Origin of the sequence: Agathobaculum sp., assembly GCF_022775115.1 — a bacterium.
GTDB lineage: Bacteria > Bacillota > Clostridia > Oscillospirales > Butyricicoccaceae > Agathobaculum.
In genome coordinates this window covers 1-15,196 of record NZ_JALFLA010000036.1, presented here as the reverse complement: position 1 = coordinate 15,196, position 15,196 = coordinate 1, and the positions used below count along the sequence as shown (strand labels likewise).

Below are 15,196 nucleotides of genomic sequence, written 5' to 3'. Positions count from 1 at the left end.
CCAATCTTGCCTTTCGGCGAATGTTGTGCTATTCTGATGTCAGTAGTGTTGGGAGGGGGATTTTCTGTGGGAGCTCTTCTCTTTATGGGGCTGATGTTCTTACTGCTGTGCATAGGGGGCTCTTTTCTCCTGTTGGGGCTGATTTTCCTTTTTCTGCGTCATCGCAGCAAGAAAAAGGGAAGGCCGAAAAGGTATCTTACTATCATAACCGGCGTGTTTTTCACTTTGGGCGCAGTAATTTGCACATTGCCCGTCGGCTACTGGCTGTTCCTCCGCTCGGCTAATTCTTCCATGTTCAGAGACTATATAGACACCGGTAGGATGGTGGAGGGAGGTTATCAGAAAGGGGCTTTCACCGTGGACGGAGTGACCTATGAACCGCTGGATGTAGGCTATTCTTCTATGACTCCTAAAGGCGAGGCAGTTTTCTCTTGGGATATCAGCTCTGGCTGGGATCGTTTTTTTGGCTATTACAACCGAGGTAATTACTTTGCTGTGGAAAATACCCCGAATTTGGATATCATCCGGGACGATGGTATCAATCGCCGCTTATGGTGCCGCTCTGATCAGCTGGCCTATGCGCAGATGTGGTATGGCGATGACGCCCATTATCAGTGGTATCTCCATGACTATAACGAGGAAGGAGAGGGGGGTTATACCCTCCTTTCCCCGCAGCCCGATAGAGAACAAATAGCCGCTCTGCGAGCCTTTCAGCTCGCAGAGCAGCAGGCGGTGGAATTTACTGTCCCTATTGGAAGCAAAATGCAAGAGTATTCCATGGTCAGTATCAGCACCGATATGGTAGCGAACCGAGATTGGATTTCCTTGGTGGTGTACGATGGACATCTTTGTTTAGCTGAAGCATGGAAGCAGTCTCACACGGACTCCACTCGCACATACACTGTATATCCTCTCCCGGTAGATATAGCGGAGTACTTCTCCAGTCTGCTATTATGAGCTCTGTAACACAAGACGGAGACACGAAAGATTAGTGTCTCCGTCTTGTGCGTTATTCCTGTTTTCCTTGTGGAGTACCATGAAAGGAGCTGAAAAACTTTTTTGATGATGCTCCTCAGCGCAAATATCACGAGTAAATTTTGACTAGAGCGTATCTGAAAACCCAACACAGTTGTATTATATAAACTGCAAAAAAACAGATTTTACAGTAATGCGACAGGTCGTGCGGTTTGTCTCTGCCTCATTCGCACTCTGTTCGCCCTGCTCCGCTCGAGCCACAAAGAAACAGCACCCCACACAGCGGTATGGGGTGCCGTTATTGGATGAGCTCAGGCGGGCTTTTTTGTGGCAAGGGCGTGATTTACCTGCCGCCAGATCAGTACGGACAGTGTGTAGTCGATCATCGAGTGGATGGCGGTACCAACGCCAACCAGCAGCAGCACGCTCATCATAAAGCCGTTGGCAAGCTGCTCCGGGCTAAATAGTGAACCGCCCAAAAAGAACGGAGTGACCACGATCACCTCGGACGCAGCATGAACCAGCGCCACGACAGCATTGTATGCAAGGCTGCTGCGAGGCTTGCGGATGGTTTCCGGTCGAAAATGCAGATACCACGCGCCGGCCAGCGCAAAGACGATGTGGGAGGCCGCACGCAGCGCGATGACTGGCGTGGTGGTAAAGAAGAAGCCGGCTGTTGTACCGATGCAGACAGCCGCAGCCACTGCAGGCGAGATGAACATGGCCAAAAAGATGGACACATGGCTTGCTAGCGTAAACGACATAGGCCCGAGCACCACTTTGGGCATAAACATGGGAACAACGATACCCACCGCGCATAGCACACCGGCGAACACCAGCTGGTGCAGGCTTTTGTTTTTTGTCATAATCAAATTCCTTTCCTGTTTTTTGTTAACTGTGACAAGTATACCGCAAACAAAAATATATGTCAAGACATATGTAAAAATAGTAATATGGCATATTGAAAAACGCGGGACATCTTTCGTGTCCCGCGTTTTTCCCTAAGGCTTGTCCTCCGTCAGCAAAAAACCCCGATATGCCAGTCCCTGCACCACCCGGTCGAGCGTTTGCTGGTCGGCTGCACGCAGGGTATGCAGATGAATGCCGCCGGTCAGATCGCATAGAGGGTGGACGCCGGGCGTCTCTATTTTGTCACAGAATACATCCGCGTCAAATCGAGAAAAGATATGCAGCGGTGCGCAGAGCTGACCGTATACCGCGTGTTCGACCGTCACATCAACCAGCGCGCCGCCCAAATCAACGACCGTATACAGCTCCTCACGCAGACGAGCGCCATCGTGGCGGCAAACCACGCTGCACGCAGCATAGGGTAGGGGGGAGGCGTGCTCCAGCACATAGCCGCGTGGGGTAGCCAGCACACGCAGCCCGCCGGCGCGCAGCAGCGCAATATCACCCACGATAACCTGACGGCTGACACCGCATTTTTCGGCAAGTGCGGTTGCGGAGAGCGGCCCTTCGGCTTCGGTGAGCAGATATGTGATTTTGGTGCGTCGTTCTGCAGCGTTCATGATCGGTCACTTCCTTTTTCCTATCATAGCATGAAGAAAAAGGACTGTGCAAGTGCACAGCCCAAAATCGTCTTTCATTCAGCCGAGCAGATAGACATCCGCATACTTGATGCCAAGCTCATATGCCCTCGTATGGGAAGACACACCGATGTCGATCTTATTGCCAATGATCGCGCCGCCGGTGTCCTCAGCGATGAATACACCGTAGCCGTCCACATACACGCGGCTGCCAAGCGGGATGACACTGGGGTCGACCGCAATCGTGCGGCCTTCGGTCATGGTCGTGCCGGAGGCGGTCGTCGCATGAGAATGGCCGTTGCATATCTCGCAGGGGCAATAGAAAGTCAACTTGTAGTTGCCCATCGCCGTGGCCCTGCTCTTGATCAAGTCGGTGGCCAGCAAGTCGGAGGAATACGCGACCGACTTGGCGTTGATCGGCGCGGTCAGCAGGTCGTTATAAGCGAGGGCATCAGCCTCGGCCTTGGATACCACATCAACCTTGGTGTTCGTAGTATCGTCCGTCTTTGCAGCGGCAGTAGTGTTGGCCTTGGTGCTGGCGGCAGTGTTTGCCTTGGTATCTGCCACAGCCTTGGATTTTGAGAGCGCTTGCTCAGCAGAGAGGATTTCCTCCGAGGTCAGCACCGTACCGACCGAGGAATTCAGATTGGAGGAGAGCACAGCGACCGGCTGATCCAGAGCGGCGGCGCCGATCGTTGCGATAGTGCCGACGGCAAGCGCCGCGGCAATCAGCTGAGATGCGTGCTTTCGCAGAGAAAAAGACATGGTTACACTCCTAAACTCGTCGTGAAAACGCCGCGTGTGACGCGGTATCGCAATGAACGATTCGTTTTCGGGTTGTTACTGTTTTGTATTCGATCTGTTGCCGATCTGTAACAATCATACTGCACCGGCTGGGATTTGTCAAACCTTTTTTCGCAAGTGTGTGCAATGTGCTCAATAAAAGTGTGCAATTAGGGCGACGCCTGTATGATCCGCTGAAAAATGCAGAAAATTTGACAAGAACCGCACCAAACCGCAAACTACCGGCCGCTTATTGTGCGCCATATGTGTCCGCCGTGCAGCGCAGGGGAGAGGCGCGGAATATCCGGCAGCGGCGGGCGCTTGCAAGCGGCGGAAAGTGCTCTTGCATTTTAAGGGAAGACGGTATATCCTGACGTGCGATTGCCGATACTGATAGGGAACAGCGGGCAGCGGCACAGATGCCCTGCGGCGTCAAAAATTTCTTTACAGGCGGGAGCGCCTGTGGTATGCTAATCGTAAGTGTTTGCAGTTTGCGTAGGGATATGCCTGCCTGACCGGACGGAAACCGGACTGCCGCTTTCTTTGCAGATTTCAGTGAAATAAAGGCTGCCGCACGGGATAACAGGCCGGCCTTTTGAAAGCGGACAGAGTGCCGCGTTAACCTTATTATCAACCTACATATCATTCAAAAAAGGAAAGTGATATAACGATCATGAAAGAAAAATTGAAAATCATACCGCTGGGCGGTCTCAATGAGATCGGGAAGAACATGACGGTTATCGAGTATGGCAATGATATCATCGTCGTCGACTGCGGCGTGGCCTTCCCGGATGACGACATGCTGGGCGTCGATCTGGTCATCCCGGATACAGCCTATCTCAAGCGCCATCTGAACAGGCTGCGCGGCTACGTCATCACACATGGACACGAGGATCACATCGGTGCTATCCCGTATGTGCTGCGGGAATGCAATGCGCCGGTTTACGCCACACGCTTGACCTGCGGCATCATCGAGACCAAGCTCTCCGAGCACCGGATGCCGCAGAAGGTGAAGCTCAACCATGTGCGCGCGGGCGATACTATCAAGCTCGGCTGCTTTAAGGTAGAGTTTATCCATACCAACCACTCTATCGCGGATTCCGTCGCACTGGCGATCACAACGCCGCTCGGTGTGCTGATACACACGGGTGACTTTAAGATCGACCTGACGCCCGCCTACGGTGAGATGATCGACTTGGTGCGTATTGGCGAGCTGGGCAAAAAGGGCGTGCTCGCGCTGATGAGCGACTCGACCAACGTGGAGCGGCCAGGCTATACGCCGAGCGAGAAGATCGTTGGCCAGTCGCTTGAGAAATTTATTTTGGAAAGCGATCAGCGTATCATCATCGCTACATTTGCGTCTAACGTTTCGCGTTTGCAGCAGATATTGGATATCGCGGCCAAGGCCGGCCGCAAGGTGGCGGTTTGCGGCCGCAGTATGGAGAAGATATCCAAGGTGGCGACCGAGCTGGGATATCTGAACGACCCCGGACGCGTGATGATCGACATTGGAGAGATCCGGCGCTATGCGCGCAGCCAGCTTATCATTGTCTCCACCGGTTCACAGGGCGAGACGATGTCCGCCCTGTACCGCATGGCCTACGGCAGCCATAAGCAGGTAGAGGTCAACGCGGGCGACCGCATCCTGATCGCGGCCTCTGCGATACCCGGCAATGAAAAATCGGTCAGCAATATGGTCAATGAACTGTACAAGCAGGGGGCGGAGGTCATCTACGACCGCTCTGCCGCCATCCACGTGTCCGGCCACGCGTGTCAAGAGGATCTCAAGCTGATGCTGGGACTGGTTAAGCCGAAGTACTTTATCCCTGTACACGGCGAATACCGTATGCTGATGCAGCACGCGGGCTTGGCGCGTGAAATGGGCGTCAACCCCAAGAATATTTTGGTGACCGAGATCGGCCGCCCGGTCGAAATCAGCGAGCATTCGGCGCGCCTGGGCAATCCCGTGCCCGCAGGGCGTCTGCTGGTCGACGGTCTCGGCATCGGTGATGTCGGCACCGCCGTGCTGCGTGACCGCAAGCATCTGTCCGAGGACGGCTTGCTGGTCGTTGTTGTTACCGTGGACGCAACAACAGGCGTAGTCATCGCAGGGCCCGATATCGTCTCGCGCGGCTTCGTTTATGTCAAGGAAGCTGAGGCGCTGATGGAGGAGCTGCGCACCATCTCGCAGGCGGCGCTCGACCGCTGCTCGGCGCAGGGATCACGCGACTGGAACAGCCTGAAATCGGCCATCAAGGGCGATGTGAGCGATTATCTGTTCAAAAAGACCAAGCGCAGTCCGATGGTGCTGCCGATCATTATGGAAATATGATGGAAGCCGCGCTTTTGGCGCAGACGAAAAAGTATATCGCGTTGAAACAGGCTCGGAATTTGATTTCCGAGCCTGTTTTTATTTTCGGTCGCATCGGCGCAGCAAGGCTTTGACGGGGGCGTTCTTATCTGTTATACTTATTATAATAATGGCATAACGGAGAGGAGCGGAATATATGCAGGTGAATCGGGTGTGGGCGGTATATTGGAGCGCGACGGACAGAACGAAAAAAATCGTGATGGCAGTTGCGCGCGCCGCCGGGGAAAAGCTGGGTCTGCCGGTGGAGCGGTATGACTTTACCTTGCCGACGGCGCGGCAGAGCGCGCCAGACTTTCAGGACGACGATCTGGTGATCTTTGGTACGCCGACCTATGCTGGCCGTGTACCCAATGTGCTTCTGAAATATCTGGCAACGGTGCGCGGTAACGGCGCGGCTGCCGTACCGGTCGTCACCTTTGGAAACCGTGCGTTTGACGATTCCCTGTGCGAGCTGCGTGATATCCTGCTCGATAACGGCTTCCATCCCTTTGCGGCGGGCGCGTTCGCGTGTGAGCATTCTTTTTCCACCACGCTTGGCGCGGGACGACCGGACGCAGACGATCTGTCCGAGGCGCGTACATTGGGAGAGCGGGCGGCTGCGCTGCTCGCTGCGGTGGGGGAGAATACGCCGCCCATCGCGGTGGATGGCCGTTCCAAGGAGGAGCGCGTCTATTACAAGCCGCGTGTGGAGGGCGGTAGGGTCGCAGATATCCGCAAGGTAAAGCCAAAGACGAATGACCTGTGCGACTGCGGCGGACTATGTGCCCGCATATGCCCGATGGGGGCGATCAATCCAGACAATGTGAAAGAAACCACGGGTATCTGCATCAAATGTGGTGCGTGTGTCAAAAAGTGTCCGCGCGGGGCAAAATATTTTGACGATCCCGATTATCTGTATCACAAGACCGATTTGGAGGAGACCTACCAGCGCCGCGCGGTCAACCGGCTGTACTTAGCTTGACAATCGGCACTAAACGGCGCGGCCTCGCCAACCGAATACCGCGAAGAAAAGGCTGACGTGCATACGTCAGCCTTTGTACATACCGATTTTCTGCATTTCCCGTATCATATCGGGGATGGTCATATCATCGACCACAAGCCGCTGCGCCACGCCCGGATGCTCGGGAGAAAACGTATCCCACACGGTGGTCAGCGCATTAGTGCGCGCCACGCCGAAGCGTGAAAGCAGCGGCAGAAAGCGCTCGATATCCGGGCTGTATACCGAGATCACCTTGTATTTTTGCACGAAGATCTCCTCGCTGGTCGTGAGCGAGCCAATGGCGAAGGAGGAAAGTCCGTCCTGATACAGCAGCTCGCCGTAGCCGTCAAGCAGCATGGAGAGCTGCGCTTGTGTCATGCCGTCAAGATACCAGATCTCGTCTGCCTCGGCATCCGGGTGAACGGCCAGAAAGAGCGGCTCGTCCAGCACCGCATAAAAGGCCCGGATAAAGTCAGCGAGCTTTTCAAAGCTCAGGTTGAGTGTCAGGCTATCCTCGTCGAGCCGGTACTGCTCCTTAATCTGTTCGGGAAAGGGCACCGTGACACCCGCTGCGGTTTGAAACATAAACAAACACTCCTTTGCAAAATAGATTACAGGCGGATGCTAATCTCGCCGGAGGACAAAGCCCGGATATTGCCATCCCCCATGCGGACGAGCAGGTGTGCCTCGTCATCGAGACCGATGCACAAGGCTTCGTACCGGTCGGCGGGAGAGATGACGGTGACATCCTTGCCGATGCAGCACAGCCGCGCGCGGTAGGCATCCAGAAGGTCTGCCTCGTGCCCGCCGGTCAGCGCCTCATATGCGCGCTCAAAGCGGGAGAGAATAGCTGCGCATAATACCGCGCGGCGCGGAACCGTGCCAAAATCATGCAGCGCGCCTGCAATGGCGCGGATATCCTCCGACCATGCGGGATGCGGTCGCAGGTTGACGCCGATGCCGACGATAAGCGAGTTGACCGTTCCGCTTTCGCCCTCGATGGTCGCTTCGGTCAGGATGCCGCACAGCTTACGGCCTTGCATCAACACATCGTTGACCCATTTGATCTGCGGGGCAAAGCCGGCAGTCTGCTCAATCGCCTCGGCCACGGCGACCGCCGCCGCGATGGTGACGAACTGGATGCGGTTGACCGGCAGGGTAGGGTGCAGCAGTGTGGTCAGGTACACGCCCGTGCCTGCGGGCGAGACAAAGGAACGGCCAAGGCGGCCGCGCCCATCGGTCTGTGTCTCGGCGATCAGGGTAAAGCCGTGTGCACGGTCGAGATATTGCTCTTTCATCACGGTATTGGTCGAGGTAATCGTGGGAACAACGAGCAGCTCGCGCCCGATGTGCGCGGTATCCAGCAGGGCAGAAACACCCGCAGCGGTCAGACTATCGTCATTCGCGTCCAGATAATAGCCCTCGCCGGGCACGGCGTGGATGACAAGGCCATCCGCCCGCAGCGAGCCGATGGCCTTGTGTATCGCCGCGCGGGAAACGCCCAGCTGTGCAGCCAGCAGTCCGCCGGACAGACGCTGGCCACGGGCCTCCTCCAGCGCCCGAAGCACTGTATCTTTTACTGCCATCGCCAGCAGCCTCCTTTATCAAGCAAAGAATTTTAACAATCATATTGTAAACGAAACCGCGAAATAGTACAATGGGGAAAAGGGGTGATTTGCCCATTGAAAAGTAAAAACGAAATAATGGCCGCGCTGGCGCGCACGGCTGACGACCGTTTGCTGTTGGCCGGACTGCTTGACAAGGCGCAGACCTGCCAGACGCGCGGCTATCTGACTCATACCAAATTTCTGGACTTAAACGAGCGCGCGCTTTGTACGGAGGCGGTGCGTCTGTCCGGCGCGGCCGGGTATGCAGTGTTCTGGGGCGGTTATGAGGAGGCCGAGCGCGGCATATATCTGTTCTATCCCGATTATCTGGACGAGCAGGCTGCGGTGCAGGCTGCGCCTGTCGCATTGCTGCGCGCGCGCAAGCGCAAGGAGGATACGCTGACCCATCGGGACTATTTGGGCGCGCTGATGGGACTACAGATCGACCGTTCGGTCGTAGGCGACATTCTTGTGCACGAGGAGGGGGCGGATATCCTTGTGCTGGAGGATATGGCCGATTTCATTCTGCTGCATTTTGCCAAAGCAGGCAGAAAGCAGATATCACTGACAAAGGAGCCGCTTTTTGCGCTGCGCGTGGCCGCAGCCGCCGAAAAGGAGGGGACGGGCTCGGTTGCCTCGCCGCGGCTGGACAGTGTGGTTGCGCTCATCTTCGGTCTTGGCCGTAAGCAGGCGCAGGAAAAGATCGAGCACGGGCTGGTGTTTGTCAACCATACGCCGTGCCTTAAGCCTGAGCGGCCGGTGGCCGAGGGCGACCGGCTGACCGTGCGCGGACTGGGACGCGCGCGCATCGAAGCGTTCGGCGGGGTCAGCCGAAAGGGCAGGCTGTTTGTGCGGTTTGCAAAAACCGGATGAGAGAATGGCAGTTGTCAAATACATTCGGGCATGGTATACTAATAATAGTCTGATAAGGGGTGTATGATATGAAAAAACGGATGGTATCCGCATGGTTATGCGTTGTGATGCTGGTTTCGATGATGCCGGCGGCACTGGCCGCATCCGATATCGACAACCATTGGGCGCAGAAATTCATCCGCTATCTGGATGACGAAGGTGTTATCAATCCCAGCGCGACAACCGGCAAATACGAGCCAGACCGGGAGATGACGCGCGCAGAGTTCATGCGCTACATCAACCGTGCATTCCACTTTACCGAAAAGGCTGCGATCAACTATACCGATGTTAAGAGCAGCGCATGGTATTATGAAACCGTGCAGATCGCCACCAAATATGGCTACATCAACGGCGTGGGGAACAATAAGATGGAGCCGGAAGGTAAGATCACCCGCGAGCAGGCCGCGGTCGTCATCGGTCGTCTGTTCAAGGCCGATGTGGGCGATATCTCGCCGTCCGATCTGCCGTTTACCGATAAGAAAGAGATATCCAATTGGAGTGCGGGTTACATCAAGGCAGCGGCGGACAAGGGCTTCCTCGCCGGCTATGCGGACGGCTCCTTCCAGCCGGGGCGGGTGGTCACACGCGGGGAGGTTGCCAAGATCCTGTACTATTACATGGGTACGGCGCTGTCCACAGCCGGCAAGGCCTATACCGGCGCCGACCTCAAAAGCGATACGACCAACGTGACCATTTCGGAAAACTGCACGCTGTCTGACGCGACGATCGAAGGCGACCTGTATTTGACCGAGGGGTTAGGTGCGAACGCGGTCACGCTGACCAACGTGAAAGTCAATGGCTCGATCATCGTGTCGGGCGGCACCGTCGCAATGGTCAACACGATCAGCGACCATATGATCCTCTCGTCCCCGATGGGACGGCTGCTGCAAACCACCGCGACAGGCGAGACAGCAATCGCCCAGACCGATGTGGCATCCATGGCCACCATGTATGAAAAGGGACTGACCGGCGAGGGTTATACTGCGATTACCGTAAACGGCGACAAGCGCGTTTCGCTTACGCTGGACGCCGCCGTGACCGAACTGGATCTGGTGAGCGAGGCGACGGTCAGCACGGCGGCCAGCACGGATATTTACCATCTGACAACACGCCGCCCGGCATCGATCACAGGCTATGGCTCGATTTATCAGGCCGATATTCAGGATGGCGGCGTATCGTTCGCCAGCAGTGTGGCTGTGATAGGCTATACGTTGGCTGATGGTGTGCGCGCAACCATCGGTGGGCAGACTGTCAGCGCTTCGAGCAAGGCCGGTGTCTCGCCGTCTAATATCGAGGTCGATCGAAGCGACCTGTCTGCATTGGGTACGGGCGTTATGCTTTCCCTACCGTCCGGTAAAACAGTTTCCTCCGTGCAGCGAGGCGGTACGACACTGTCCCCGTCCACCGATTATGTGGCGGCACCGCGCGGCATCCAAGTGCTGCCGGCTTTTCTTGGCTCGTTGGGCATCGGCAAGCACACGCTTGTGCTCAGTTTGTCGGACGGGACGACCACCACGGTCATGGTTACAGTGAGCGACAGCAGCGCGCAGAAGAACGCCAGCCCACTATCCTTTGACCGTTATTACAAAGCGAATGACTTTAAGGATATGGCGGTCAAGCTTGAGGGTGTCAATGCGGCCGGAGATATTCTTGACGTTGTGCTGGGCATGAGTCAGCTGGATTTCAGCTTCGACAGCGCACGGCGCGCGCTGGTGCTGCGGCGCGGCTTACTCGCGCAGCTGCGGCAGGGTGTCTATACGATCACGGTTGATTTGAAAAATGGCGAGCAGCGCCTGATCGAGTTGACGGTGACCGACTCCACACCGAGCGGCCAAACGATCTACATAGCCGAGTATGATACTTATGCACCGTCCGAGCCGGCGTTCCCGCTGCCGCTTGACCAACTTACCGTCAAGAGCGTATCGGCCATACAAAACAATGAGGAGTATGCGCTGAACGCCGGGGTAGATTTTGAGATCGGTGCGCGCTCGCTGACGCTGAAGAAGTCCACACTGGAAAAATACCGCATATCAAAAAGCTATATCGAATTTCATGTGACCATGTCGGACGATTCGGTCTGCATTTTGGTCGTTGATTATGTAAGCTGAGAGAGCAAAAAAAGCAGCCACGCTTGGGCGTGGCTGCTTTTATTGTTTATGGATCTAGGTTCACCGCTCGCATCTCCAGAAATAAGCCGAATAAGGGGGCAACTCGCTGCCGCCGCCAAAGTCGTGCGGTGCGCCGGTGATGAGATCGACTGCCTGCCCGCAGCGCGCGTCGAAATGCGCGGTGTAGGGCGCGTCGTCTATGTTCACCGCAATCAGCACACGCTCCTCCTCATACACACGTTCCCAAATACATTGTTTGTTGGTCAGCACAAGCTGCTTGAAGTCGCCGCAGCAGAGTGCCTTGCTTTCCCGATGTGCTTTGGCAAGCGCGGCGATCCAATCGCTCAGCTCGTTCCACAGCGGCTCGTCAAAGGACGGCCGCAGCGCATCATCACCCTGCTGCTTAACGCCCTCCGCGCCCCACTCGCTGCCGTAGTAAATGCAGGGAATGCCGGGCATACCGAACAGCAGCGCGTAAATCAGCGGCAGATGCTTTTTGTTTTGCAGGATGGAGGCAGCGCGGGTGACATCGTGATTATCCGCAAAGCAAAGCAGATGCTTGCCGCGGTAGAGCGTCCAGTTCTCCGGCCCGAACTGCCGCAGCAGCGAATGCGTAATCTCAAAGAGGTTGAGGCTGTTGAGCGAGGAATACAGGCCCTTATAGCACTCGTAGTTGGTGCAGGAATGCAGCATATCATCGCGGACAAATTGGTTGTAATCTCCGTGCAGCAGCTCTCCGACAAGGAAGAAGTCCGGCTTTAGTCCGCCGCAGAAGGCACGCAGTTGGCGAAGAAAGTCCTTATCCAGACAATAGGCCACATCGAGACGTAAACCGTCAATATCAAACTCCTCTACCCAAAGGCGGATACAGTCAAAAATATGCTGTATGACGGCGGGGTTGTGTAGGTTGAGCTTGACCAGCTCATAATGCCCCTCCCAGCCCTCATACCAAAAGCCATCGTTATAGCCGGAGTTACCGTCAAAGGAGAGGTGGAACCAATCTTTATAAGGGGAGTCCCATTTTTTCTCCTGCACATCACGGAAGGCCCAGAAGCCACGGCCGACATGGTTGAATACACCGTCAAGAACGACCCGGATGCCGTGCTCATGCAGCGTTTGGCAAACGGCGGCAAAATCCTCGTTGGTGCCGAGGCGGCAGTCCACCTTGCGAAAATCGCGCGTGTCATAGCCGTGGCTGTCTGCTTCAAAAATGGGGGAGAAGTATACCGCGTCGCAGCCAAGGCGCGCGATGTGCTCCGCCCAGTCACCCGCTTTGCGGATGCGATTCACAGTTTGTCCGTCATTGCTGCGCGGTGCGCCGCAGAAGCCGATCGGATAGATCTGATAGAATACGCTTTGATAAGCCCACATGATTTGATACCCCTTTATCCAGTAGAGTGTAATACCAGTATACTATATTTTGCTGAAAAAACAAGAGCGTATGAACAGATCGCTCCTCGGGTATACACCGCATCGTATGTCTCATATATAACGGCAAGGTGAGAATAGGGCGGTGCAAAATAGCGCAGAAAAATTTTTTGAGGAAAATTGAAATTTCCTCTTGCCAAAACAGGAAATATGGCTTATACTAAATAAGCGCTGTTCCGGTAGAACGGCATGACACAAGGATAACTTCTTTGGAGGAATATATATGCCGGTAATTGCAGGCGATTTTCGCAATGGTGTAACTTTTGAGCTTGACGGTCAGGTTCTTCAGGTAATTGAGTTCCAGCACGTTAAGCCGGGCAAGGGTGCCGCTTTTGTCCGCACGAAAATGAAGAATGTTATCACCGGTGCTGTTACCGAGCGTTCTTTCAATCCGACCGATAAATTTGAAGATGCCTTTGTTGAGCGCAAGGACATGCAGTATCTGTATGCAGACGGTGATCTTTACTACTTTATGGATACAGAGACCTACGACCAGCTTCCGATTAGCAAGGATACGCTGAGCGACAACTTTCGTTTTGTTAAAGAAAACGACGTTGTAAAGGTTTGCTCTTATAAGGGCAATGTATTTGCTGTTGAGCCGCCGTTTTTTGTTGAATTGGAGGTCACAGAGACTGATCCCGGCTTCAAGGGCAATACAGCAACCAATACGCTCAAGCCCGCTACATTAGAGACCGGCGCAGAGATTCGTGTACCGCTCTTTATTGAGCCGGGTGAGCGTATCCAGATTGACACCCGCACCGGCGAGTATCTCGGCCGCGCAAAGTAACAAAATATAGGGATGACGATGTTATCCCTTTCATGGACATTTAGCTCAGCTGGAAGAGCATCCGCTTGACGTGCGGAAGGTCGGCGGTTCGAACCCGTCAATGTCCACCATGCAAATCCGCCCTGAAAAGGGCGGATTTTTATTGTTTTATGAGCTTTTACATAACTTTTTGTGACGGAAAAGTTATAATATTGGTTTTCGGTTTTTGCGGACACTTGGCCGCTTTTTTCCGAATGAGGGGTCAACGAGGGGTCACCCTTTTTGCGCCTTTTTAGGATTCGGTATAGCCTTTTCAGGTCGCCATACATAGCATCTCTGGTGGCGAGTATGTCTCGGTCATCTATATGAGTATAGATGTTTGCAGTGGTGCGGATATCCTCGTGGCCGAGCAGATATTGGGCAGTCTTGAGATCAAAACGCTGTCTTCGTAGCGAAGATGCATAGGTGTGCCGGAGATAATGCGGACTAATTGACTGATCCAACGCATGGGCAATGATTTGATTGCGGTACAGCGTCGCACCCATGGCAATATCCCACTCACGCTTTACATTGGCCCAGAGCAGCCGTATCTTTTGCTGGGACATCATGCCGCCGTCTCGGTTTGTGAAGATCAGTTCGTTGTCTTTTTTTCGCTGTGATATTGTCAATATTGGTTGACACATTTATCTGAAAGATATCACTGCCTATACAGCCAATTCGAGAGATTGGTAGTATCTCTGACGCTGGACTATCGGAGGAAGTCCATCATTGGCAGAGCAGATTCTCCTGTTATTCCAGTAACTGATGAAGTATCTCCAAATGAGAACCTTCAGTTCCTCAATGGTCATAGTCTCCGTATTGTAGCGGTCATAGAGAAGCTCGCTCTTCATTCTGGCCCACATGCTTTCACATCGGGCATTATCATGGCACCTGCCACCAGCACTGTTCATACTTTGGATCATGCCGTATTTAGCAAGTGTCTTACGATAGATTTCACTGGTATATTGTGTTCCTCTGTCTGAGTGTACAATAGCGCCTCGCAGACCAGGATATGCCAGATAGGCATTGTCCAGGGTATGCTCACACAGAGTTGCTTTCATGTTGGTTTCCATTGCCAGCCCAAGGACGCTGGAATCAAAGCAGTCAAAGATAGCTGAAACATACAGTTTTCCATCTTTAGCCTTGATCTCTGTAATGTCAGTTACACATTTTTCAAGTGGCTTATCGGATTTGAAATCCCGCTTCAGAAGATCATCTGACTTACGAGCTTCCCGATCAGCCTTGGTAATGCCATTCGGCTTATGTTTCGGTCGGTGGCTAAGGCCTATTTCATCCATTACTCTGTAGACAGTTCGCTCACTGGGGATCTTGAGCCCTTCCGGATTTTTAAGGAGAAGCGCCTGATACATGCGAATACGCCCATATGTATCATTGCATTCATCCTCAGCATGGATCGCTCTCATAGCATCTGCGAGATCCTGATATTTCCAGGGTCGATCTTTATTCGCAAGATATTTGTAGAATCCCTGGCGGCTGACACCAAGCATCCGGCAATAGAATGAGAGTTTTCCCTTAATCACGCCGTCTTCCGTTTTTATGGCAATAAACATCATTCTTTGGTTCTTGCTGACTTCCGACGGCTGGCTGCGAAAAAAGCACTTGCTTCCTCGAGAAATTCATTTTCCTCTTTCAGACGACGGATTTCTTTATCCTGATCCTT

Annotated in this window: 13 protein-coding genes, 1 tRNA gene and 1 pseudogene; 7 read left to right on the top strand and 8 right to left on the bottom strand. The window is 54.2% G+C overall.

The annotated features are described in order from the left end of the window. Positions 1-957: hypothetical protein (locus MR935_RS04805; protein WP_290571522.1), on the top strand; the 957-nt coding region annotated here is incomplete at its 5' end. 329 nt (positions 958-1,286) lie between these two features. Here the strand turns inward: MR935_RS04805 and MR935_RS04800 are convergent. From MR935_RS04800 to MR935_RS04790, 3 genes are all read right to left on the bottom strand, one after another. Next, entirely contained in the window at positions 1,287-1,841 is a 555-nt protein-coding gene (locus tag MR935_RS04800; protein ID WP_290571521.1) for a hypothetical protein, read from the bottom strand. Between the two features lie 135 nt (positions 1,842-1,976). Continuing rightward, a complete protein-coding gene (locus MR935_RS04795; RefSeq protein WP_290571520.1) occupies positions 1,977-2,504 on the bottom strand; it encodes a transcription repressor NadR in 528 nt (175 codons plus the stop codon). Positions 2,505-2,582: 78 nt separating this feature from the next. Next, positions 2,583-3,287, bottom strand: a complete 705-nt coding sequence (locus MR935_RS04790; protein WP_290571519.1) for a 3D domain-containing protein — start codon at positions 3,285-3,287, stop codon at positions 2,583-2,585. A gap of 691 nt (positions 3,288-3,978) precedes the next feature. On the opposite strand from MR935_RS04790, the gene MR935_RS04785 reads away from it, so the two are divergent. Together MR935_RS04785 and MR935_RS04780 are read left to right on the top strand one after the other, a co-directional pair. After that, positions 3,979-5,637: a ribonuclease J gene (locus tag MR935_RS04785; RefSeq protein WP_442863013.1), complete on the top strand. Its 1,659-nt coding sequence runs from the start codon at positions 3,979-3,981 to the stop codon at positions 5,635-5,637. Positions 5,638-5,812: 175 nt separating this feature from the next. Next, positions 5,813-6,637 carry a 4Fe-4S binding protein gene (locus MR935_RS04780; protein WP_290571518.1) on the top strand — a complete coding sequence of 275 codons (825 nt, stop codon included), beginning with the start codon at positions 5,813-5,815 and terminating at the stop codon, positions 6,635-6,637. A gap of 66 nt (positions 6,638-6,703) precedes the next feature. Here MR935_RS04780 and MR935_RS04775 read toward each other — a convergent pair whose 3' ends face one another. Together MR935_RS04775 and MR935_RS04770 are read right to left on the bottom strand one after the other, a co-directional pair. After that, a complete protein-coding gene (locus tag MR935_RS04775) occupies positions 6,704-7,240 on the bottom strand; it encodes a hypothetical protein (protein WP_290571516.1) in 537 nt (178 codons plus the stop codon). A 26-nt stretch (positions 7,241-7,266) separates the two neighbouring features. After that, entirely contained in the window at positions 7,267-8,241 is a 975-nt protein-coding gene (locus MR935_RS04770; protein ID WP_290571514.1) for a biotin--[acetyl-CoA-carboxylase] ligase, read from the bottom strand. Positions 8,242-8,337: 96 nt separating this feature from the next. Between MR935_RS04770 and MR935_RS04765 the strand changes: the two genes are divergently transcribed. Both MR935_RS04765 and MR935_RS04760 read left to right on the top strand, forming a co-directional pair. Then, entirely contained in the window at positions 8,338-9,135 is a 798-nt protein-coding gene (locus MR935_RS04765) for a YlmH family RNA-binding protein (protein ID WP_290571512.1), read from the top strand. A gap of 68 nt (positions 9,136-9,203) precedes the next feature. Further along, positions 9,204-11,282, top strand: coding sequence for an S-layer homology domain-containing protein (locus tag MR935_RS04760; RefSeq protein WP_290571511.1), 2,079 nt, complete (start codon positions 9,204-9,206; stop codon positions 11,280-11,282). Positions 11,283-11,342: 60 nt separating this feature from the next. Here the strand turns inward: MR935_RS04760 and MR935_RS04755 are convergent, their stop codons facing one another. Continuing rightward, positions 11,343-12,653: an alpha-amylase family glycosyl hydrolase gene (locus tag MR935_RS04755; protein WP_290571509.1), complete on the bottom strand. Its 1,311-nt coding sequence runs from the start codon at positions 12,651-12,653 to the stop codon at positions 11,343-11,345. A gap of 280 nt (positions 12,654-12,933) precedes the next feature. Between MR935_RS04755 and efp the strand changes: the two genes are divergently transcribed. Further along, positions 12,934-13,497 carry an elongation factor P gene (efp, locus tag MR935_RS04750; RefSeq protein WP_290571507.1) on the top strand — a complete coding sequence of 188 codons (564 nt, stop codon included), beginning with the start codon at positions 12,934-12,936 and terminating at the stop codon, positions 13,495-13,497. 34 nt (positions 13,498-13,531) lie between these two features. Continuing rightward, positions 13,532-13,607: transfer RNA gene (locus tag MR935_RS04745), tRNA-Val, on the top strand. A 237-nt stretch (positions 13,608-13,844) separates the two neighbouring features. Here MR935_RS04745 and MR935_RS10785 read toward each other — a convergent pair. After that, positions 13,845-14,159 (bottom strand): annotated as a pseudogene (locus MR935_RS10785) (tyrosine-type recombinase/integrase); the annotation flags it as partial. A 21-nt stretch (positions 14,160-14,180) separates the two neighbouring features. Beyond that, positions 14,181-15,089: an IS3 family transposase gene (locus MR935_RS04740; protein ID WP_290571505.1), complete on the bottom strand. Its 909-nt coding sequence runs from the start codon at positions 15,087-15,089 to the stop codon at positions 14,181-14,183. Positions 15,090-15,196 lie beyond the last annotated feature (107 nt).